Here is a 21140-nt window from a genome sequence, read left to right as displayed (position 1 = left end):
CCAGACGGGGAAAAATCAATCAAGTGACCGGAATTTTCAACTTTCTTTCAAATGACTGATCTTGCCCTGCCGCCGCGCTCTTTGCCCGGCTTGCGCTTCAGTCGGGCTCCCGGTAGCGCTCGCGGATCTGCTGGATGTCTTCCAGGCTGGACAGGAAGACCTCGACGATCGCCGGGTCGAAATGCCGCCCCGCCTGTTCCTGCATGTAGGCCACCGCCCGCTCGATGGACCAGGGTTCCTTGTACGGGCGCGCCGAGGTCAGCGCGTCGAAGACGTCGGCCACGGCGGCGATGCGCGCCGACTGCGGAATGCTGCTGCCGGACAGGCCGCCGGGGTAGCCGCTGCCGTCCCATTTCTCGTGGTGGCCGAGGGCGATCTCGCGCGCCAGCCGGAGCAGGCTGGAATCGTCCCCGGCCAGGAGTTCGGCGCCGATCTCCGGGTGCCGCTTCATGATTTCCCATTCTTCGTCGTTCAGCTTCCCCGGCTTGAGCAGAACGGCGTCGGGAATGCCGATCTTGCCGATGTCGTGCATCGGGCTGGCATGCAGCATCAGTTCGACTTCGGCGCTGCTCCAGCCCAGCCGGCCGGCCAGCAGCGCGGCGATGTTGCTCATGCGCAGGATGTGCTGGCCGGTCTCGTTGTCGCGGTATTCGGCGGCCCGCCCGAGGCGCTGGACGATCTGCAGGCGGGTGGCGACGACCTCCTCGGTGCGCAGGCGCACCATCTCCTCGAGGATGGCCTTCTGCTCGTGGGTGCTGCGGTACGCCCGCCGGGCGTCGAGCAGGTTGCGCACGCGCATCAGCAGTTCGGTGCGGTCGAAGGGTTTGCTCAGGTAGTCGCGCGCGCCGGCGGCGAGCGCCTTGAGCAGGTGTCCGCGGCCGTGTTCGGCGGTCAGGATGACGATGGGCGGCAGCAGCGGGTCGTCGAGCGCGCGCAGTTGCTCCATGACCTGGTAGCCGTCGAGGTGGGGCATGTTGATGTCGAGCAGGATCAGGTCGGGGCGCTGGCGCGCATAGCTCGGCAGCACTTCGCGCGGGTCCTCGATGCAGGTCAGCCGGGTGTAGCCCTGTCCGCCCAGCAGCTTGTCCAGCAGTTTCAGGTTGGCCGGTTCGTCATCGACGATCAGGATCGGCGAATTCTCGGGCGTGCTCATGCGTGCTCTCTCTTGGGAAGATGCCGGTCGATGCTGGCCAGGAAGCGTCCGACGTCGAGCGGTTTGGTCAGGTAGTCGGAAAATCCGGCCGCGATGCCGCGTTCGATGTCCTTGGGCATCGCGTTGGCGGACACGGCGAGGACCGGTACGTGGCGCAGTTGCAGATCGGCCTTGAACACCTGCAGTACCTCGTAGCCGTCCATGCCCGGCAGGTTGATGTCGAGCAGGATCAGGTCGGGCTTGCCGGTCTGTGCCAGCTCGATGCCCAGTTCCGGTGTATGCGCGGTGACCAGATGGAACTGGCGCAGCTTGCCGAGGATCTGCCCGACCAGCTTCAGATTGACCGGATTGTCGTCGATGTAGAGGATCTGCCGGCGCTGGCCGTCTCCGCCGTATTCGGCCTGATGCGGGACGTCGCTGACGGCGGCCACGGCCTGCTCGGCATCCGCCGGCGGCAGTTCGACCCAGAAGCGGCTGCCCCGGCCCGGTTCGCTGTGGACGCCGATCTTGCCGCCCATGGCCTCGATCAGCCGGCGCGCGATCACCAGGCCGATGCCGGTGCCTTCGACCGTGCCCTGCTCGGCGCCCAGCCGGTTGAACGGCTGGAACAGGCCGGCCAGGTCCTCGGCGGCGATCCCGGGGCCGGTATCGGCGATGGTGATGCGCACGCGCGGGCCGGCGGCGTCCACCGTCAGGCGGACCTCGCCCTGCGGGCGGTTGTACTTGATGGCGTTCGACAGCAGGTTGAGCAGCACCTGCTTGAGGCGCACCTTGTCCGCCCATACCGCGCCCAGTGGGCCGGCCGGCATGTGCAGGGAGATCCGCCGCTCGGCGGCCAGCGGGCGCAGCAACTGTTCGCATTCCTCGGCGAGGCTGTCCAGCAGGACGGTTTCGATCGACAGCGCAATGCGGCCGGATTCGATCTTGGCCAGGTCGAGCACCTCGTTGATCAGCCCCAGCAGGTGGTGCGCCGCCTTGAGGATCTCCTGCACGCTGTCCTGCTGGTCCTCGTCCAGGCGCTCGTCGAATTCGAGGATCTGCGCGAAGCCGAAGATGGCGTTCATCGGCGTGCGCAATTCGTGGCTCATGCTCGACAGGAACTCGGATTTCGCCTGGTTGGCGCGCTCGGCCTCGGCCTTGGCGGCCTGCACGGCGAGTTCGCTCTCTTTCTGCCGCGAGATGTCGAGAATCGTGGTCAGGCGCAGTTCGCGGCCGCCGAATTCCAGGTTGCGCCCGCGCACGATGGCGGGGAAGGTCGTGCCGTCGTGGCGCAGCATCACGGACTCGTAGGATTCGGCCCACTTGTCGCCGATCAACTGCAGCGCCATCGGTACCGCGCTCGGCGCGGTGAAGGACATCACCGGCCGGCCGAGCGCATCCTCGCGCCGGCAGCGGAACAGTTCGAGCCAGCGGTCGCTGGCATCGACGATGATCCCCTGGTCGCAGACGACGACGCCTTCCTCGACGTTGTCGGCGAAGAACTTGTGGCGCGCCTTGCTTTCCTGCAGCCGGAGTTCGGCCGCCTTGAGCAGCGTGATATCGGTGCGGATCGACACGTAGCGGAGCGGTTTTCCGGTGTCGTCGACGACCGGCACGATGGTCGCGCTGACCCAGTACAGTTCGCCGTTCTTCTTGCGGTTGCAGACCTCGCCGTGCCAGGTCCTGCCCCGTGTGATGGTGCGCCACAGGTCGGCGTAGAACTCGCGGGAGTGCCGGCCGGACTTGATGATGCTGTGGTTGGCGCCGAGCAGTTCCTCGCGGCTGAAGCCGCTCAGTTCGCAGAACCGGTCGTTGGCATAGGTGATGCGGCCGTCCGGGGCGGCCATGCTGATGATGGCATGCTGGTCGACCGCCTTGCGCAACAGCTCGAATTCCCGGCTTTGCGCTTCTTTCTGCCGGTCCGACTGCGCGCGCCGCAGCCGGGCGCGCGCGGCGTGGACGGCCGGGCGGATGTGGGCGGCGAGCCGGCCGGCGTCGCCGTCGCCGGCGGACACGATCAGGGCGGCCGCTCCGGCCAGGCTCTCCGACAGCGCGGCCTGCAGCGCCGCCGGCTGCTGCGCCAGCCAGGCCGGATCGGCCACGATGAGATCCGCAGCGCCCATGCCCGCGGGTATCTCGGCCGGCGACGCGGCCTCGACGAAGCTGAAAGGCTCGCCCGCGAGCAGATCCCGGAGCGCCATCGGCAGTGATGGCGCAAGGCCGAGCAGAACCAGCCGCAGTGCCTCCGGTGCGCAGTCGTCCGACATGCTGTCCACTTTTTCCCTGTCCCTGTGCATCCGCATTGAGAAGCGCCGGGTGCAATCGCTATGATGCACGGACAAGCATTCCGCCGCTGCCGAGGGAGAATATCATGTGCACATATCACGAAATTTTCAAAGGCCGCTTCGTCGGCCTGCGCATCGGCGGTGCGCACATCGACACGCCGGCGCGCCGGCCGGTGATCAATCCGGCCACCGGCGAGGCCTTCGCCAGCGTGCCGCTGGCCGCCCCGGAACACCTGGAAAGCGCCGTCGCGGCGGCACGCGGCGCCTTCCCGGCCTGGCGCGCCCTGTCCTGGGCGGAACGCCAGGAACTGCTGGAACGCCTGGCCGGACGCATGGAGCAGGCGCGCGACGAACTTGCCGATCTGCTGACGCTGGAACAGGGCAAGCCGCGTCATTCGGCGGCGGCCGACGAAGTCGGTTACGCCATCGGCTGGCTGCGCGAGGTCGCCAGACGGCGCCTGGCGGACCAGGTGCTCGAGGACGCGCCGCGCCACCGGGTGGACAAATCCTACGTGCCGCTCGGCGTCGCCGGCCTGATCGTGCCGTGGAACTTCCCGCTCTGCCTGGCTGCCTGGAAATTCGCCCCGGCACTGATCACCGGCAACACGGTCATCCTGAAACCCTCGCCCTACACGCCGCTGACCGCCCTGCGGCTGGCCGAACTGGCCGAGGGCGTCCTGCCGCCGGGCGTGTTCACCGTGCTCACCGGCGACGACGAACTGGGCCGCTGGATGGTCGAGCACCCCGGCATCGCCAAGATCAGCTTCACCGGCTCGGCCGCCACCGGCCAGCGGGTGATGGCCGGCGCCGCCACGGGGCTGAAGCGCGTGACCCTGGAACTGGGCGGCAACGATCCGGCCATCGTGCTGCCCGACGCCGACCTCGATGCGGTCGTTCCCAAGCTGTTCTGGGGCGCCTTCGGCAATTCCGGGCAGTGGTGCGTGGGCATCAAGCGCCTCTACGTGCATGACGACCTCTATCCGCAATTGCTCGACGCGCTGGCCGCCTATGCCCGCGGCGTGCGCATGGGCGACGGCATGGACGCGGCCAGCCAGCTCGGGCCGCTGCAGAACGTCCGGCAGTACGAGAAGGTGCGCGGCCTGCTCGCCGACTGCGTCGCCCACGGCCAGCGCTTCGCGCTCGGCGGCGAGGCCGTGCCCGGCCCCGGCTATTTCGTCCCGGTCACCATCGTCGACAACCCGCCGGACGACAGCCGCGTGGTCGTGGAGGAGGCTTTCGGCCCGGTACTGCCGGTGCTGCGCTACCGCGATTTCGACGACGTGGTGCGCCGCGCCAACGATACCGGATATGGCCTCGGCGCCTCCATCTGGGGCCGCGACACGGCCTTCGCCCAGGCGCTGGCCGGCCGCCTCGAAGCCGGCACGGTGTGGATCAACGAGGTCTATGTGCACGGGGTGGATTTCCCCTTCGGCGGCCACAAGCTGTCCGGCCTGGGCGTGGAGCACGGCACCGAAGGGCTGGCCGCCTACGCCAACCTCAAGATCGTCATGAGCGCGCGCTGAATTCGCCGCGCCGGCGTCAGCCGGCGATCCGCCTCGCCATGGCGATCAGGCTGCGGTCGCTGCCGGCCGGGCCGAGCAGCGACAGGCCCAGCGGGGCGCCGCTGCGGCTCGCCAGCGGCATGGACAGCTGCGGAAAGCCGGACAGGCCGGACAGGCACAGCAGCTGGATGGCCTTGTTGCGGTAGTCCTCCAGCGAACCTTCGTCGGCGTCCTTGAGCGGGGCGATGTCGGGCATGGTGGGCAGCACCAGCACGCCGTCGCGGCCGAGCAGTTCGGCGAGCGCGGCGCCGACCTGTGCGCGGATCGCCCGGGATTCCTCGAACTGGACGTCGGTGACGCCCTTGGAGAAGGCGAAGCGCTCGCGCACGCCGGGCCCGAGTGCGAGGCCGTGGGTTTCGATCAGTTCGCCGTCGGTCTGCCAGGCTTCGCGGCCCTGGATGTAGCGGAAGGCCCAGTAGTTGCGCTCGAAGCCCTGCGGGGCCATATCCACCGGGGCGGGGCGGCCGTACAGGGCTTCCACGCGTTCCAGCGCCGGGCGCAGGGCGTCGACCACTTCCGCGCCGAGCAGGCCCCAGCCGTCGGTGGGGCTGAGCAGGCGCGGGGCGGCGGGCAGCGGGGCAGCGTCCTCGCCGAGCAGGACTTCGCCGACACGTTCGAAGGTGGCCGCGTCGCGGGTGAAGAAGCCGCAGGTGTCGAAGCTGGGGGCCAGATCCAGGCAATCCTCCAGGCTGATGCGCCCGTGGGTGGGGCGCAGGCCGAACAGGCCGCAGTGGCTGGCCGGGCAGCGCACCGAGCCGCCGGTGTCGGTGCCCAGGGCGAAGTCGGCCAGCCCGTTGGACACTGCCGCCGCCGAGCCGGAGGACGAGCCGCCGGTGATGCGCGCGGGGTCGCCGCCGTTGATCGGCGCGCCGAAGTGGGCGTTGATGCCGTTCATCGAGAAGGCCAGTTCGTCGGTGTAGGTCTTGCCGAGAAACCGCGCGCCGGCGTCCAGCAGGCGCTGCACGGTGGGGGCGCTGCGCGTCTTGATGCCGGAGAGCGCCAGCACGTGCGGGTTGCCGCCGCCGGTGGGATAGCCGGCCACGTCGAACAGGTCCTTGACTGCGAAACTCAGCCCGGCGAGCGGGCCGCCGGCGGCGTGGGGCAGTTCGGCGCCGGGGTAGGGGACGAAGGCGTGGGCGGGGTCGCGGGGGATCAGCATGGCGGTGGGGCTCCGGGAGGATTGGCTGGGGCGCTCAGGCGGGCTGGGCCTCGGTGTGTTGCAGGGCGTGGGCGGTGGCGTCGGTGCGCAGGCAGCGCGCGCGGTGGCCGGTGCCCAGGTCCACGGCCTCCGGGCGGGTGGCCAGGCAGGCCTCCCGGGCGTAGGCGCAGCGTTCGGCGAAGGCACAGCCGGCCGGCAGGTTGGCGAGATCCGGCGGCGAACCGGGGATGCTGGCCAGGCGCGCGCCCTTGGTCATCGCGCCGTCGGCGCGCGCCTGCATCAGCGCGAGCGTATAGGGGTGGCGCGGGTTGCGGATGACTTCGCGGGTGGGGCCTTCCTCGACGATGCGCCCGCCGTACATCACCGCGAAACGGTCGGCCACTTCCACCGCCGCGCCCATGTCGTGGGTGACGAAGAGGATCGCCAACCCCAGTTCGCGCTGCAGTTCGCGCAGCAGCAGGAGGATCTGGATCTGCACGGTGGCGTCCAGCGCGGTGGTGGGTTCGTCGGCCAGCAGCACCTGCGGGCGGCAGGCCAGCGCCAGGGCGATCATCGCGCGCTGGCGCATGCCGCCGGACATTTCGTGCGGGTAAGCGTCCAGCCGGCGTGCCGGGCTGGGGATGCGCACGCGCTCGAAGAGTTCCAGCGCGCGCTTGCGCGCTTCCTCCCTGCTCACCGCCTCGTGGCGGCGGATGGATTCGACGATCTGCGCGCCCACGGTATACACCGGGTCGAGCGCCAGCAGCGGTTCCTGGAAGATCATCGAGGCGACCTTGCCGCGATAGTCGGCCAGCGGCCGGCTGCCCAGCGCCAGCACGTCGTGGCCGGCGATGCGGATGCCGCCGGAAATCCGCGTGCGGCGTTCCGGGTGCAGGCGCAGCAGCGAGCGCAGGGTGACGCTCTTGCCGGAGCCGGATTCGCCGATCAGCGCCACCGATTCGCCGCGCGCCACGGTGAGATCCACGCCATTGACCGCCTCCACCGGCTTCTTGCCGCCGGTGAACACCACGCGCAGGTCGCGCACGTCGATCAGGGGAGAAGTGTCGTTCATCGGTTCGGCTCCCTCAGGCGGCGTAGATGGCGGTGGGGTTGCGGCTGTGGCCGGCGTCCGCCTCGTGGATCAGGCAGGCGGCCTGGCGGCCCGCGCGTTCTTCCAGCGCGGGCACGCGCTCGGCGCACACCGGCTCGGCGAACGGGCAGCGGGTGTGGAAGCGGCAGCCCGGCGGCGGGTCGATGGGGTTGGGCGGGTCGCCGGCCAGCGGGGCTTCCTCGGTGCGCCGGTCCGGGTCCATGGACGGCATGGAGGACAGCAGGGCGCGCGTATAGGGGTGCAGCGGGTCGTCGAACAGCGCCTCGGCCGGGCCGGTTTCGGCCACCTTGCCGAGGTACATCACCATCACCCGGTCGGAGATGTAGCGCACCACGTGCAGGTCGTGGCTGATGAACAGGTAGGTGAGGCCGAATTCGTCCTTGAGGTCCATCAGCAGGTTGAGCACCTGGGCCTCGACCGATTTGTCCAGCGCCGAGACGGCTTCGTCGAGGATCACCAGGCGCGGCTCCGAGGCCAGCGCGCGGGCGATGTTCACCCGCTGGCGCTGCCCGCCGGACAGCTCGTGGGGCCAGCGTTCGGCGAAGCGCCGGGGTTCCAGGCCGACGCGCGCCAGCAGGTCGCGCGCGCGGGTGATGGCTTCGCGCCTGGGCACGCCGTGCACCTGGGGGCCGAAGGCGATGGAGTCCTGGATGGTCAGGCGCGGGTTCAGCGAGGAATAGCTGTCCTGGAACACCATCTGCACCTGGCGGCGGTATTCGCGCAGGGGCAGGGCGGCGGAGCCCACGGTTTCGCCGTCGAAGACGATCTCGCCGGCGGAAGGGTCGATCAAATGCATCAGCAGGCGCGCGGTGGTGGACTTGCCACAGCCGGATTCGCCCACCACGCCCAGGGTCTCGCCCTTCAGGACCTCGAAATCCACGCCATCCACGGCGCGCACCACCTTGCCGCCGCCGGTCAGCGTTTCCAGGAAGCCCTTCTTCAGGTCGAAGTGCTTCACCAGGCCGCGCACGCTCAGCAGCGGCTGGGCCGGGCCGCCGCGGTCGCCGTGGATGTCCGCGCCGATGTGTTCGACGCTCATGCCGATGCTCATCGCGTCTTCTCCTTGTTCAGTTCTTGACGTCCATGGCCGAGCGCAGGCTGTCGGACAGGAGGTTGAAGGAGATCGAGGTGATGAAGATCATCACGCCGGGCAGGGCCGCCACCCAGGGCTGGGTGTAGATGGCCGTGCGCAGGGTGTTGAGCATCAGCCCCCATTCCGGCTCCGGCGGGCGCACGCCCAGGCCCAGGAAGGACAGGCCGGAGGCGAGGATCATCGACACCGCGATCAGGCTGGTGGCATACACGAAGATGGGCCCCAGCACGTTGCCCAGCACATGCACGCGCACGATGGTGAACGCCCCGGCGCCGGAGGCGCGCGCCGCCTCGACGAAGTCGCGCCCGCGCACCTGGGTGGTCACGCTTTCCGCCACCCGCGCGATGGGCGGGATGAACACGATGGTGAGCGACAGCAGGGCGTTGCCGATGCCCGCGCCCAGCGCGCCGGACAGGGCGATGGCCAGCAGCACCGAGGGAAAGGCGTAGAGCACGTCGATGGTGCGCATGATCAGCGTGTTGGCCAGCCCGCCGGCGTAGCCCGCCAGGATGCCGATGGCGCTGCCCAGCACGAAGGCGATCAGCACCGGCACGATGCCCATGAACAGCGACAGGCGCGCGCCCAGCATCAGGCGGGAGAGCAGATCGCGGCCCAGTTCGTCGGTGCCCAGCAGGAAGTTCTCGAAGCCGATGGGCCGCAGGCGCTTCAGCAGCGAGGTCTGGTAGGGATCGTGCGGGGTGATCAGCGGCGCGAAGAGGGCGATCAGCACCAGCGCCAGCAGCACCGCCGCCGCGCCGATGGCCACCGGGTCGCGCGCCAGCTTTTTCAGCACGCCGCTCCAGAAGCCGGCGGAGCGCTCGTAGACCGGCGCGGGTGCGGCGCCGGCGTTCAGGGTGGTCATCGCTGGATCCTCGGGTCGATGGCGGTCTGCAGGGTGTCCACCAGCAGGTTGAGCAGCACGAAGAACATCGCCAGCACCAGGATGGTGCCCTGGAGCAGCGGCAGGTCGCGCTGGAAGATCGCCGAGTTGAGCAGGAAGCCGGTGCCCGGCCAGGAGAACACCGTTTCGATGAGGATGGAGCCGCCCAGCAGGTAGCCCAGCTGCAGGCCCATCACCGCCAGCGCGGTGGGCGCGGCGTTCTTCACCACGTGCAGGAAGATGCCGGAGTCGGTCATGCCCTTGGCCTTCAGGCCGACGACGAATTCCTGCGCCAGGATGTCGGCCACCAGGGCGCGCACGGTGCGCGCGATGATGCCCATGGGAATCACCGACATGGTCACCGCCGGCAGCACCATGTACTGGATGTGCGCCCAGTCCCAGGCCCACTGGTCGGAGCCGCCGGGGCCGGCGCCGGTGGGCGGCAGCCAGCCCAGCCAGGCGGAGAACACGATCACCATCACCATGCCCAGCCAGTAGTGCGGCACGCTCACCCCCAGCACCGACAGCGCGGAGGCCGCGCGATCCACCCAGGAGTTGCTGAAGTAGCCGGCCACGAAGCCGAACAGGCTGCCGAGCAGAAAGCCGATCAGCGTGGCCAGACAGGCCAGCATCAGGGTGTTGCCGACGGCGCGGAAGACCTCGTCGGCCACCGGCCGGCCGGTGGCGATGGAGGTGCCCAGGTCGCCCTGCAGCGCGCGCCACAGCCAGCCGAAGAATTGCTCCGGCCAGGAGCGGTCGAAGCCGTACAGGGTCATCAGCTGGCGCTGCAGTTCCACCGAGGCGTCGGGCGGCAGGATGGCCACCAGCGGATCGCCCGGGGAGATGTGCACCAGCAGGAAACAGAAGAACGCGACCCCGAGCATGATGGGGACGGTATAGACGATGCGTCTGAGCAGATAGAAGATCATCGCTGACTCCGCGTCGGGGAGGGGAGGGCGGCGGCGCGGCCGCCGCCCGTGCATTCACGCCCGCGGCGGCGCGGAGCCGCCGCCACGGGGTCGTCGGCGTCTTACTCGACGCGCATCGGCGCGATGTCGATGAACCAGCTCTTCGGCTGCACCACGCCCTTCACCTTGGGCGACATGGCGCGCGGGCCGACGTCGTGGGCGACGAAGACGAAGGGCGCTTCCTCGACGATGCGGGCGTGCAGCCTGGCCAGCGCGGCGTCGCGCTCCTTGTCCTCGAAGGTGGTGCGCGCGGTGGCGATCAGCGCGTCGAACTCATCGTTGCCGAAGAAGCCCCAGTTGTTGGAGACCGGCGGGAAGGTCTTGGTGCTGACGAAGCGCACCATGGCGAAGAACGGGTCCATGGTGGCCGCCGTCACGTTGATCGCGTTGGCGCCGCTGGCCGACGGGTCCTTGGCGCCGCGCCGCCAGTTGGTGAACAGCGTGTTCCATTCCAGCACGTCCAGTTCCACGTCGAAGTAGCACTGGCGCAGGCTTTCCTGCAGGTACTCGTTCATCGGCAGCGGCTGCATCTGGCCGGAGCCGGAGGCGGACACCTGCACCTTCACCTTGAGCGGCTTGGCGGCGGAGTGGCCGGCCTCGGCCATCAGCTTCCTGGCGGCGTCGGGATCGAACTTGACGTCGAAGGAGGGGTTGCCCCACCACGGGTGATCCGGCGAGACGATGCCCTTGGCCTCGCCCATCATGCCGCCCAGCAGCTCCTTCAGCTCGCCGCGGTTGATGCACAGGTTGGCGGCGTGGCGCACGCGCTTGTCCAGCCAGGGCGAGCCTTCGGCGAAGGACAGCTGCCACGGCCAGATGTGCGGCTGCGGGTTGGAATACACCGTGAAGCCGCGGCTCTTGATCTGCGGAATGGCGTCGGGCGCCGGCGCCTCGATCCAGTCCACCTGGCCGGACAGCAGCGCGGCGGTGCGCGCGTTGGCTTCCGGCAGCGGCAGCATCACTACCTTGTCGATGGTCGGGGTGCGCTTGGGATCCCAGTAGGCGGTGTTCTTCACCACTTCCAGGCGCTCGCGCGGCACGAAGCGGCTCATCTTGAACGGGCCGGTGCCCGAGGCATCGGCGGCGAAGGCCACCCAGGCCTGCTTGGCGCGCTCGGCCGGGTCGGTGACGCTGGCGGGCACCGCCTTCAGCTTGGCTTCCCAGTGCGCCGGCGAGGCCATGAACAGGTTGGTCAGGTTGAGCGGCAGGAAGGAATCCGGCTCGGAAGTGGTCAGTTCCACCGTGAGCTCGTCGATCTTCCTCGCGCTGCGCAGCGTCGGCATGCGCGAGGCGGTCACGCCCACCTGGCTGGCGTCGAAGTGCCTGGCGTCCTTGTCCAGCACCTTCTGCACGTTCCACACCACCGCGTCGGCGTCGAAGGCCGAACCATCATGGAACTTCGCCCCCGGGCGCAGCTTGAACACCCACTTGGTCTTGTCGGCGGCATCCACCGCCCAGGACGCGGCCAGGCCGGGAATCAGCACGCTGGGCGCGTCGGCCTTGGACAGATCCCACTGCGTCAGCGCGTCGTACATCGGAATGCCGGTGAAGCGGTTGCCTTCGAAACCCTGGTCGGGCTGGCCGAGGGTGCGCGGAATGTCGGCGGCGGTCATGCCGATGCGCAGCACTTTCTCCTGGGCGAGCACGGAGCCCGAGGCGCTGGTGAGCGCGATGAGGCCGCAGCCGATGAGAGCGGACAGCAGGCGGGCGGGGCGGACGGTCATGGTGGGTACCTCGCGGTAGTGGGATGGTCGATGGTTGCTTCGGTTCAGCTACTGCAAGCGGTGTGCCTGTTTTCGCTCTTTTGCAGAAAATCGTGAAAGTTATTCACCATTTGCTGCGTTTTGGCGCCATCTCCCGTTTTCTCCGCAAGGTCTTTATCCACGTTCCCTGAGTTTTTCTGCCCCAAGATGGTGAATCGGCTGCGCGATTGCGGTGCAAGGCCGTGCAGGATGGCGGGCGGCGGTTGTCGACAACCTTAGAGAGGCATACGGGTGCAGAAAACTACAATCATCGAAACCAAGGTTTCCGATTCGTGAAACAATGGCGGCATGAAACCACGCGCCCTGCTGAGCAATCTCGCCGAAGCCGACCTGCGCCTGCTGCGCATCTTCATCGCCATCGCCGAATCCGGCGGGCTGGCCGCCGCCGAACTGCGCCTGAACATCAGCCGCTCGGTGATCAGCCGCCACCTGAAGGACCTGGAGACCCGCCTGGGGGTGCGCCTGTGCGAGCGCGGGCGCTCCGGCTTCGCGCTCACCGAGGAAGGCGGCACCGTGCTCGACGCCGCGCGCCGCCTGCTGGCGCAGATCGAGGGCTTCCGCCGCGAGGTGGCCGGCCTGCACGGCGGCATGCGCGGCGAACTGAACCTGGCGGTGTTTGACAAGTTCGTCACCAACCCGGCATGCCGGCTGGCGGAAACCATCGCCCAGTTCGGCGCCGAGGCCCCGGCTGTGGTGCTCAACGTGCACGTGGCGAGCACCAGCGCGATCGAGAAGGGCCTGTTGGACGGCTACTTCCAGGTGGGCATCCATCCGCACCACCGCGCCAGTGAAAGCCTGCTGAACTGGCCGCTGTTCTCGGAAAGCATGTCGCTGTACGCCGCGCCCACGCATGCGCTGCTGCGCGACGGCGCCATGCCGGACGATGCCGCGCTGCGCGGCGCGGCCTTCGTCGGCCTGGGCTACCACTCGCCCAACATGGAGCATTTCTGGCGCCTCGGGCTGGAGCCGGCGGCGCGCGCGCACGACCAGGAAGCCAGCGTGCTGCTGATCCGTTCCGGGCGCTACGTAGGCTTCCTGCCGGACCACTACGCCGGCGTGTTCGAGGCCGCTGGCGAACTGCGCCGCATCGAATCGGACACCCTGCGCTACCAGTGCGACTGGGTGGCGTCCGTCGCGCGCACGCCCACGCCTGGGCGCATCGCCCGCCATTTCCTCAACCGTCTGCGCGAACAGCACGGCGGAGAGGGGCACGGCTGAAGCGCGCAGGACGGGCGGGCGCGGCCTGGAAAGATCGTGGGCAAAAAATCGTATTTTGTGTCGGATGTTGTTGTTCGTCCGATGCGATTTTCGGCGCTGGAGCGGGAGTCTGGATGGTTGATTGGGATTTTGCCGGTTTTTCCATTCAGTATTGTATGCAATGATATGGACAAAACCATTCGCCCTCCGCTTGCGCCCCCGGAGCCCCCATGCACATCCGCCTCATCAACCCCAACACCACCCCGGCGATGACCGAACGCATGGGCGCTTGCGCCACGCGCGTGGCCGCGCCCGGCACGCGCATCCGCGCCGTGCAGCCGGCAGATGGCCCGGTGTCCATCGAAGGCCACTTCGACGAAGCGCTGGCCGCTGTCGGCGTGCTCGACGAGATCCGCCGGGGCGAGGAAGAAGGCAGGAACGGCGGCGCGGGCGTGGATGCCTACGTGATCGCCTGCTTCGGCGACCCCGGCCTGCTCGCCGCGCGCGAGCTGACCGCCGCGCCGGTGATCGGCATCGCCGAGGCCGCCTTCCACCTCGCCACGCTGATCAGCACGCGTTTTTCCGTGGTCACCACACTGGGGCGCACCGTGGTGATCGCCGAGCACCTGCTGCGCGCCTACGGCTTCGAGCACCACTGCCGCAAGGTGCGCGCGGCGGAAATCCCCGTGCTCGACCTGGAAGAGGATGCCGATGGCGCCTTCGCGTGCATCGCAGCCGAGTGCCGGCGCGCGCGCGACGAGGACGGCGCGGGCGCCATCGTGCTGGGCTGCGGCGGCATGGCCGACCTGGTCGACCGCCTGCGCGCGGAAACCGGCATCCCGGTGGTCGAGGGCGTCGGCGCGGCGGTGAAGCTCGCCGAGGCGCTGCACGGCCTGGGGCTGGGCACCAGCAAGCACGGCGACCTGGCCTTTCCGCGCGCCAAGGCCTATGCCGGACGTTTTTCGTATTTCGGCGCCTGAATCCGGCGCTGCCACGCAATCCGCTTCTTCCGCCCCGATGAATGCCAGAGCCTCCTACCCCCGCGACCTGATCGGCTACGGCCGCAACCCGCCCTTCGCCGACTGGCCCGGCGGCGCCCGCGTGGCGGTGCAGTTCGTGCTCAACTACGAAGAGGGCGCGGAAAACTGCGTGCTGCACGGCGACCCCGGCAGCGAGCAGTTCCTCTCCGAACTGTTCAATCCGCCCGCCTACCCGGACCGCCACCTGTCCATGGAGTCGATCTACGAATACGGCTCGCGCGTGGGGGTGTGGCGCGTGCTGCGCGAATTCGAGCGCCGCGGCCTGCCGCTCACCGTGTTCGGCGTGGCCATGGCGCTGGAACGCCACCCGGAACTCACCGCCGCCTGCGTCGAACTCGGCCACGAGATCGCCGGCCACGGCTGGCGCTGGATCCACTATCAGGACGTGCCGGAAGAGGTCGAGCGCGAGCACCTGCGCCTGGCCGTGGACACCATCGAGCGCCTCACCGGCGTGCCGCCGCTGGGCTGGTACACCGGGCGCGATTCGCCCAACACGCGCCGGCTGGTCGCCGAGCACGGCGGCTTCCTGTACCACTCGGACTACTACGGCGACGACCTGCCGCTGTGGACCACGGTGGAAAAGCGCGACGGCGAGCGCGTGCCGCAACTCATCGTGCCCTACACGCTGGACGCCAACGACATGCGTTTCGCGCTGCCGCAGGGTTTTTCCAACGGCGGTGCTTTCTTCGACTACCTGCGCGACGCCTTCGACGTGCTCTACGAGGAAGGCGCCGAGCGCCCGGCAATGATGAGCGTGGGCCTGCACTGCCGGCTGGTCGGCCGCCCGGGGCGCTTCCGCGCGCTGCAGCGCTTCCTCGACCACGTCGAGGCCCACGACAGGGTGTGGGTGTGCCGCCGCGTGGACGTGGCGCGCCACTGGATCGAGCGCCATCCGTGGCCGGGAGCCAGCCGCTGAGCGGCACGGCCGCCTTGCCGCGGTCCGTCGAAGCGCTGTCGCAGGCGGCCCGTGCGCCCTTCGAGCGCGCCGGCCCCGGCGGCAACCGCGGCGGGTTGGATCTCGAGCGCGGGGCGCGGATCGCCCGGTCCGGCTGAGCGGCGGATCAGCGCGCCGGCGTGGCGGCGAGGTCGCGCAGGGCGAGCGTGGATTCGAGCATCATCTCGCCGCCGCCCAGCAGTTGCGCGAGGATGCGCGCGGGCGAGAGCACCACCAGGATGCCGCGCTCGTCGCGTCCGCCGTCCGGGCGCACGACATGCTCGGCCAGCGCGGATTCGTTCTGGTAGAGGCGGTTCACCGGGTCGATGCGCTCGTTGGCGACTTCGGGAATCTCGCCCAGGCGATGCACCAGGATACCGAAGGGTTCGGCCTTGCCGGCGCGTACGATGACGATCTGCTGGTAGGTCTCCGGGTCCGCGTCGCGGCGCAGGCGCAGTTGACCGCCGAGGTCGAGCACGATGATCGGGCGTTCCTGGTAGATGAACAGCCCGCGTACGTGCGCGGGCAGTCCGGGCACCGGGGTGATGTCCACCGCATCCACGGCTTCCTGCACGTGGCTGGACACCACGCCCAGCCATTCCTCGCCGATGAAGAAGGTGGCGATCTCGGTGGTGCCGCCGGGCTGCGCGCCGTGATGCAGGCGCGGCAGGCGCACCGGGGTGGCCGGGCGCGCCTTGGCCGGTTCGTGGGCGTCGGCGACTTCGGCCAGCGGCACGAAGATGAGTGCCGCCACGTCGTTGCGGTAGGCGTCGTCGGCGGACTTGTACTCGCGGTAGCCGGAGGACATGCGCACGCCCACCGCGTGGTAGCTGCCGTCCAGTTCGGCGACCGTGGCCGCGCTGCCGCCGTTGGGCAACTGGAACAGGTCCGTGGGCAGCTCCAGGGTGCTGCCGATGGGGTGGCGTGCGTCGGTGGTGGCGATGACCTGGCGCGTGCGGTCGGCGAATACGCCGAAGCTGCCGCGCAGGATCTCGCCGTGCGCGTCGCGCGGCAGGGCGTCGAGCAGCATCGCGCGGAATTGCGGTTCGGCGTCGAAGACGATGCCGATGCCGCCGCGCGCGCTTTCCATGCGGCCGTTGCCGCCGCGCGCACCGCCGATGGCCGCCGCGTAGACGTAGGTGTGGCGCCCGCGGTACAGCGCGCTGGGCGCGAAGGCGGAGACCACGTAGCTCTGCGTGTCGGTCAGCGCCAGCGCGCGGCGCACCCATTCCTCGCCCACCGGCTGGCCGACGCAGGCGGCGTATGCCTGGTTGGAAACGGCCAGTGCCCGCCCGCCGGCATCGAACACCACGAGGTTGTCGTACACCGTGTACAGCGCGTTGATGGCTTGCAGGATGCGGGTGATCGCCGCGCGCGCGGCTTCCGGTCCGTCGCCGGGGTTCTCCAGGTGGTGCGCGAAGGCGCTGGTGAGCGCCCACCAGCGGCAGTCGTTGGCGCGCTCGTAGAGATTGCGGTCCATGATGTCGATGGCCAGCGAGGCGAGAAAGCACGCATCGTCGAGCAGCGAGGAGATCACCGTTTCGTTGAGGTTGCCGATGGAGCGCTCGAACACGTCGGTGGTCTTCAGCCCGGTGTTGCTGATCTCCCACAGCAGGATCTTGGAGAACGTGGAGTTGGCCGGCACCTCGCTGCCGTTCTGGCGCACGTTGCCGTTCCACACCGAACGGTTCAGCGCGCGCTGGATGCGCTCGGCCTGGCGCGGGATGTTGCGCAGTGCCTCGGAAAACAGCGTGGGGCTGTGGGTGACCGCCGCGCTCACGCGGGCCGGCAGCGCGGCCAGGCGGCTGGTGGCCTGCTGCACGAAGGCCTGGTCGAGCGGGATCATCGCGTGGCCCAGCCAGCCCGGCCCCATGTAGCCCTGATAGCCCTGGGTGGCGCGCGTGGCGGCCAGGTACTCGCGTCCGCCGAAGCGCACCACGCCCCAGTCGGCGCCGCTCACGCGTTCCAGTTGCGCGCCCACCGGCAGGTGGTGCGGATCGCTGCTGGCGATCACCGTGTCCTGTGCGTCGAGCAGGGTCAGCACGGTCCAGTCGCGCGGGCTCGTCAGGTTGGCGAAGATGCGCCGCGTCTCGCTCTCGAAGCGGAAGCACAGGCACAGCACGGCCAGCGCCTCGCCGTCTTCCTCGGCGACGCGGTAGGCGTAGATCAGCCCAGGGCGCTCGCCGCCGAGCAGGTCGGCAGCGCGGAACACCTCCACGTAGGCCGCCTCGGTGTCCAGCGCCTCGCGCAGCAGCGGATCGCTGGAGCGCTGCAGGCGCTTGCGCTCGTCGAGCTGGGCGAGCACCTCGCCTTCCGGGGTGAGCAGGATGATGTCGTGATACACCGAGTATTTGCGCACGTACTCGCGGAAGCGCAGTTCCAGCGCCTGGCGCTCCTGCGCGCGGCGGGATTGGCCGTCGCCGGTGGCGGACACCTCGCGGCGGCGGCGCACGAAGGCGCGGATGTCGTCGTCCTGGGCGAGGAAGCCGATGTCGGCGGTGCGCTCGAAGAGGTTGCGCACCAGGATGTCCACCGCCACCTGGGCCTTGGACTTGAGCGCCTGCACGGTCTTGCTGCGCATTTCGATGCCGAGGTGGTTGAGCAGGTCGGCGGTGAGCGCGGCGAAGGCCTGGCGGGTGGCGCTCATGTCGGTGCCGGTTCCCGACAATTGTCCCAGCAATGTCAGGTTGTCCCACACGGCCTGCAGACCCTGCAGGGTCTCGCGGTATTCCTGCACCGGATCCATGTGGCGGACCAGGGCGCTCAGGCTGTCATCGAAGTCGATGCCTTTGTACACGCTCACTGCGCTCTCCTGTCGTGCAACGGCGACGATTTGGTAGGCGCTTCAAGCAAGAGTTATTCCTTTTCGTTTCAAACGTTTGGGGGCGTATGAAAAGCAGTGCCGGGGCGCACTTGCGCGGCACGCCGGATGCCCGGCGCTGGCGAAAACGGTGCATGGACCCGCGCGCCGGATACCTGGCGCACTTTTGCGGTGCGCGGCGCAGCGGATGTTGGTTGCCTACGCAGCTCTCACTGATATTCGATCGTGCAATAAACAGGTTCTCAAGGCACGGATACCGGCAGTACCCGGTGCAGCTCGATGCCGTCCAGCGACACCGCCGCCCCCAGCGCCAGCACCTCCACGCCCGCGGCCATGGCATCCCGTAGGGCGCGTCCGTAGGCCGGGTCGATGTGGTCGGCGGGCCGCACCTCCCGCACGTCCTCCCGCTGCACGCAGAACACCAGCACCGCCCGCCGGCCCGCGGCCACCATGCCCGCCAGTTCCCGCAGGTGCTTGGCGCCCCGCAGGGTCACCGCGTCCGGAAAGTAGCCCACGCCGCCTTGCACCGCCGCGGTGACGTTCTTCACCTCCACGTAGCACGGCGGCCGTCCGTCCGCCTCCAGCAGCAGATCCACCCGGCTGCCCGCCCCGTACTTCACCTCGCCCCGGATGCGCGGGTAGCCCGCCAGCGCTGCCATCCGTCCCGTTTCGATCGCCTCCCGTACCAGGGCGTTGCTGCGGCCGGTGTGCACACCCACCAGCACGCCGGGCAGGGCTTCCACCAGTTCCCAGGTCCACGCCAGCTTGCGCGCCGGATTCGCCGCCGGCGACAGCCATACCTGCATGCCGGGTTCGGCGCAGCCCATCATGGAACCGGTGTTCGGGCAGTGGGCGGTGAGGAGGCCGCCGGGGGTTTCCACGTCGGCGAGGAAGCGGTTGTAGCGGCGGATCAGGCGGCCGGGCTGGAGGGGGGCGGGGAATTGCATGGACAGGGGAGGGACCGTGGAAGCGGAGGCATAGCTTGTCAGGATCGGTGGTGGCTTTCCAGGGGAAGGCGGGTGAGGATCGCCGGCATGCGCTGCCGGGCAGGGCCAGGTGCCATACGGGCGAGCTTCCTTCGGACTGCGGGGGCTCTGCCTCCATGCCGTCTACCCCGCCTTGAGCGGTGTGATCGACAACTTCACCGGATAGGAAATGGCCTTGGCCGTCCGCGGTGGATGATTCGGCCCATCGAAATCGTGAAAGGAGGCTGTGGTGCCATGATTTATGTTTTATTCAATGGATTGCAGTTGTTTCGCGCAGGGCTGATCCAGTCGTTTGACACCGATATGCGTCTAGGCTAACGTCGGACGCGTGCAATGGCGCAGGGAACGGCAGATGCGGAAACGCAGCACTGACGTTCAGGATAGGCGGATTCCACCTATCTCCATATTGGCCTATTCCATATGTTACAACTGCTGGGCCGCGCAAAAAAGTTATGAATCGATCGACTACATCTGATGGGAGTGAAGCCGGCGGCCGCACGGTGCTCGTGTGCTTTGGTGCCATCTTTCTGCTCTTGGGTCTTCGAGATTTTCACTGGTATAGCAGCATCACCACTGTTGGCGCATTGTGCTTACTCGCCTCCGTTCCATTTCTCGGTCTGGCTGTATTCGGTAGCAATGGCACCATTCGAAAATGGTTCAAACTTCGCGGTGTCCCGCAATCCAAATGATCTGTTCGTATTCTCGACTTCAGCCCAGCTCTGCAGTCAAGCGGGCCGTCAAAAGCTGCGCTTTTGCCGTCCGCTTACTTCCACGCTAGGCAATTAAATCCATGGTCAAACGAGTTCTCATTATTCAGGGTCATCCTGCGGAGCAAAGCCTTTGCGAAGCACTGGCGAAGGCGTACGAACAAGGTGCACAGGAATCAGGACATACGGTCAGGCTACTGACCGTTCGCGATCTCAAATTTGATCCAGTCCTGCATGAGGGATACAAAGTCATCCAGCCACTGGAAGCAGATTTGATCTTGGCCCAAAACGAGATCAAGTCCGCAGATCATATCGTCATTATTTTTCCCGCTTGGTGGGGAGGCATGCCTGCGCTGCTGAAAGGATTCATTGACAGGGTTTTCCTCCCTGGCTTTGCTTTCAAGTACCACCAAGGATCCCCATGGTGGGATAAGCTGCTGAAAGGAAAGTCCGCGCACCTCATCGTGACCATGGATACTCCGCCTTGGTATTTCCGAGTTTTCTATAGAGACGCAGGCATCAATCAGATGAGGCGTACGATTCTGCAATACTGCGGTGTTGATCCTGTCAAAGTCACTCGTATAGGCCGTGTCAAGGATACGACCGACGCTTGGAGAAATGCCTGGTTATCGAAAATCAAGGTTTTCGGACGCAATGCCTAACCGTTCATTCAAGCCGACGCCGCTTCGCGGCGCGACTTAACCCAAACGTTGGCCCTTCTCCATGGATGACAGAAATGAAAATCAAGCAATACCAGGTGGATGCCTTTGCAAACCGTGCATTCGAGGGAAATCCGGCGGCTGTATGCCCGCTGGAAAGCTGGTTGGACGATGGCCAGCTTCAAGCCATCGCGGAAGAAAACAATTTGTCCGAAACCGCTTTCTTCGTGCCTGCTGGAAAGTCATTTGAATTGCGGTGGTTTACGCCCGTAAAGGAGGTCGATTTATGCGGCCATGCCACTTTGGCAGCGGCTCATGTCATTTTCGAAATACTTGACCATGCCGAACCGGTCGTTACCTTTGAAACACGCAGCGGCAGACTATTCGTGGAGAAGCAGGGAAGGCTCTTGCAGATGGACTTCCCGGCGTACACGCTGCTTCCCTGCGAGACTCCCGAGCTATTGGCTCAGGGTCTCGGTGTGCGCCCTGTAGAGGTATTGGCCGCCGACGATTACCTGGCTGTGTTCGATAGCGAAGCGACCGTCCGCTCCATCGAGCCGAACCACCTCCTGCTTGGTCAGCTTGATTTGCGCGGCGTCATCGTCACTGCTCCAGGTACTGACGTGGACTTTGTCAGCCGCTTTTTTGCCCCCAAGCTTGGTGTTCCGGAAGATCCCGTCACCGGTTCTGCCCATTGTGCGCTTGCACCGTACTGGGCCGGCAAGCTCGGCAAGAACTCCTTGTCCGCAAGACAGGTTTCCAAGCGTGGCGGCAATCTCGGTTGCGAGGTAAGGGGCAACCGGATGCTTCTATCCGGCAGTGCCGTGACGTTCATGGAGGCAGAAATTACCTTCTGAACTTGAC

The 21140-nt window shown here is 67.7% G+C and carries 16 protein-coding genes; 6 read left to right on the top strand and 10 right to left on the bottom strand.

All coding sequences use genetic code 11. The features are described from left to right. Positions 1-97: 97 nt before the first annotated feature. The gene (locus tag E6C76_RS07255; protein WP_136347554.1) at positions 98-1153 is read right to left on the bottom strand and encodes an HD domain-containing phosphohydrolase; all 1056 of its coding nucleotides are present in this window, start codon (positions 1151-1153) and stop codon (positions 98-100) included. After that, a complete protein-coding gene (locus tag E6C76_RS07250) occupies positions 1150-3399 on the bottom strand; it encodes a PAS domain-containing hybrid sensor histidine kinase/response regulator (protein WP_136347553.1) in 2250 nt (749 codons plus the stop codon). The genes E6C76_RS07255 and E6C76_RS07250 overlap by 4 nt, the downstream gene beginning before the upstream one ends. 104 nt (positions 3400-3503) lie before the next feature. Between E6C76_RS07250 and E6C76_RS07245 the strand changes: the two genes are divergently transcribed. After that, positions 3504-4940, top strand: a complete 1437-nt coding sequence (locus E6C76_RS07245; RefSeq protein WP_136347552.1) for an aldehyde dehydrogenase family protein — start codon at positions 3504-3506, stop codon at positions 4938-4940. Between the two features lie 16 nt (positions 4941-4956). Here the strand turns inward: E6C76_RS07245 and E6C76_RS07240 are convergent, their stop codons facing one another. From E6C76_RS07240 to E6C76_RS07215, 6 genes are all read right to left on the bottom strand, one after another. Continuing rightward, a complete protein-coding gene (locus tag E6C76_RS07240; RefSeq protein WP_211090143.1) occupies positions 4957-6138 on the bottom strand; it encodes an amidase in 1182 nt (393 codons plus the stop codon). A 34-nt stretch (positions 6139-6172) separates the two neighbouring features. Continuing rightward, positions 6173-7189 (bottom strand): ABC transporter ATP-binding protein, encoded by a 1017-nt coding sequence (locus tag E6C76_RS07235; RefSeq protein ID WP_136347551.1) that lies wholly within the window; start codon positions 7187-7189, stop codon positions 6173-6175. Positions 7190-7202: 13 nt separating this feature from the next. Further along, positions 7203-8279: an ABC transporter ATP-binding protein gene (locus tag E6C76_RS07230; RefSeq protein ID WP_230976176.1), complete on the bottom strand. Its 1077-nt coding sequence runs from the start codon at positions 8277-8279 to the stop codon at positions 7203-7205. A gap of 16 nt (positions 8280-8295) precedes the next feature. Next, entirely contained in the window at positions 8296-9183 is an 888-nt protein-coding gene (locus E6C76_RS07225) for an ABC transporter permease (RefSeq protein WP_136347550.1), read from the bottom strand. Further along, positions 9180-10130 carry an ABC transporter permease gene (locus E6C76_RS07220; RefSeq protein ID WP_136347549.1) on the bottom strand — a complete coding sequence of 317 codons (951 nt, stop codon included), beginning with the start codon at positions 10128-10130 and terminating at the stop codon, positions 9180-9182. Before E6C76_RS07220 ends, E6C76_RS07225 begins: the two co-directional genes overlap by 4 nt. 101 nt (positions 10131-10231) lie before the next feature. Beyond that, positions 10232-11893, bottom strand: a complete 1662-nt coding sequence (locus E6C76_RS07215) for an ABC transporter substrate-binding protein (protein WP_136347548.1) — start codon at positions 11891-11893, stop codon at positions 10232-10234. Positions 11894-12220: 327 nt separating this feature from the next. Between E6C76_RS07215 and E6C76_RS07210 the strand changes: the two genes are divergently transcribed. From E6C76_RS07210 to puuE, 3 genes are all read left to right on the top strand, one after another. Then, entirely contained in the window at positions 12221-13150 is a 930-nt protein-coding gene (locus E6C76_RS07210; RefSeq protein ID WP_136347547.1) for a LysR family transcriptional regulator, read from the top strand. Between the two features lie 209 nt (positions 13151-13359). Then, on the top strand, positions 13360-14109 hold the full coding sequence (locus E6C76_RS07205) for an aspartate/glutamate racemase family protein (protein ID WP_136347546.1): 750 nt from the start codon (positions 13360-13362) through the stop codon (positions 14107-14109). Positions 14110-14146: 37 nt separating this feature from the next. Further along, entirely contained in the window at positions 14147-15085 is a 939-nt protein-coding gene (gene puuE / locus E6C76_RS07200) for an allantoinase PuuE (protein ID WP_136347545.1), read from the top strand. Between the two features lie 145 nt (positions 15086-15230). Here the strand turns inward: puuE and E6C76_RS07195 are convergent, their stop codons facing one another. Then, positions 15231-17906 (bottom strand): chemotaxis protein CheW, encoded by a 2676-nt coding sequence (locus E6C76_RS07195; RefSeq protein WP_136347544.1) that lies wholly within the window; start codon positions 17904-17906, stop codon positions 15231-15233. 260 nt (positions 17907-18166) lie between these two features. Next, positions 18167-18871: a DNA/RNA nuclease SfsA gene (sfsA, locus tag E6C76_RS07190; protein WP_136347543.1), complete on the bottom strand. Its 705-nt coding sequence runs from the start codon at positions 18869-18871 to the stop codon at positions 18167-18169. Between the two features lie 829 nt (positions 18872-19700). On the opposite strand from sfsA, the gene E6C76_RS07185 reads away from it, so the two are divergent. Both E6C76_RS07185 and E6C76_RS07180 read left to right on the top strand, forming a co-directional pair. After that, positions 19701-20279 (top strand): NAD(P)H-dependent oxidoreductase, encoded by a 579-nt coding sequence (locus tag E6C76_RS07185; RefSeq protein WP_136347542.1) that lies wholly within the window; start codon positions 19701-19703, stop codon positions 20277-20279. 74 nt (positions 20280-20353) lie between these two features. Further along, positions 20354-21133: a PhzF family phenazine biosynthesis protein gene (locus E6C76_RS07180; RefSeq protein ID WP_136347541.1), complete on the top strand. Its 780-nt coding sequence runs from the start codon at positions 20354-20356 to the stop codon at positions 21131-21133. Positions 21134-21140: the final 7 nt, after the last annotated feature.

It is taken from the genome of Pseudothauera nasutitermitis (genome assembly GCF_004801295.1).
Classification (GTDB): Bacteria; Pseudomonadota; Gammaproteobacteria; order Burkholderiales; family Rhodocyclaceae; genus Pseudothauera; species Pseudothauera nasutitermitis.
This window is presented reverse-complemented; position numbering and strand designations above follow the sequence as displayed.

Coding starts and splice junctions, on each gene's coding strand:
- E6C76_RS07250 (WP_136347553.1), bottom strand. CDS start 3,399: ATGTCGGACGACTGCGCACCGGAGGCACTGCGGCTGGTTCTGCTCGGC.
- E6C76_RS07180 (WP_136347541.1), top strand. CDS start 20,354: ATGAAAATCAAGCAATACCAGGTGGATGCCTTTGCAAACCGTGCATTC.
- E6C76_RS07230 (WP_230976176.1), bottom strand. CDS start 8,279: ATGAGCATCGGCATGAGCGTCGAACACATCGGCGCGGACATCCACGGC.
- E6C76_RS07205 (WP_136347546.1), top strand. CDS start 13,360: ATGCACATCCGCCTCATCAACCCCAACACCACCCCGGCGATGACCGAA.
- E6C76_RS07185 (WP_136347542.1), top strand. CDS start 19,701: ATGGTCAAACGAGTTCTCATTATTCAGGGTCATCCTGCGGAGCAAAGC.
- E6C76_RS07255 (WP_136347554.1), bottom strand. CDS start 1,153: ATGAGCACGCCCGAGAATTCGCCGATCCTGATCGTCGATGACGAACCG.
- E6C76_RS07240 (WP_211090143.1), bottom strand. CDS start 6,138: ATGCTGATCCCCCGCGACCCCGCCCACGCCTTCGTCCCCTACCCCGGC.
- E6C76_RS07210 (WP_136347547.1), top strand. CDS start 12,221: ATGAAACCACGCGCCCTGCTGAGCAATCTCGCCGAAGCCGACCTGCGC.
- puuE (WP_136347545.1), top strand. CDS start 14,147: ATGAATGCCAGAGCCTCCTACCCCCGCGACCTGATCGGCTACGGCCGC.
- E6C76_RS07245 (WP_136347552.1), top strand. CDS start 3,504: ATGTGCACATATCACGAAATTTTCAAAGGCCGCTTCGTCGGCCTGCGC.
- sfsA (WP_136347543.1), bottom strand. CDS start 18,871: ATGCAATTCCCCGCCCCCCTCCAGCCCGGCCGCCTGATCCGCCGCTAC.
- E6C76_RS07220 (WP_136347549.1), bottom strand. CDS start 10,130: ATGATCTTCTATCTGCTCAGACGCATCGTCTATACCGTCCCCATCATG.
- E6C76_RS07215 (WP_136347548.1), bottom strand. CDS start 11,893: ATGACCGTCCGCCCCGCCCGCCTGCTGTCCGCTCTCATCGGCTGCGGC.
- E6C76_RS07235 (WP_136347551.1), bottom strand. CDS start 7,189: ATGAACGACACTTCTCCCCTGATCGACGTGCGCGACCTGCGCGTGGTG.
- E6C76_RS07225 (WP_136347550.1), bottom strand. CDS start 9,183: ATGACCACCCTGAACGCCGGCGCCGCACCCGCGCCGGTCTACGAGCGC.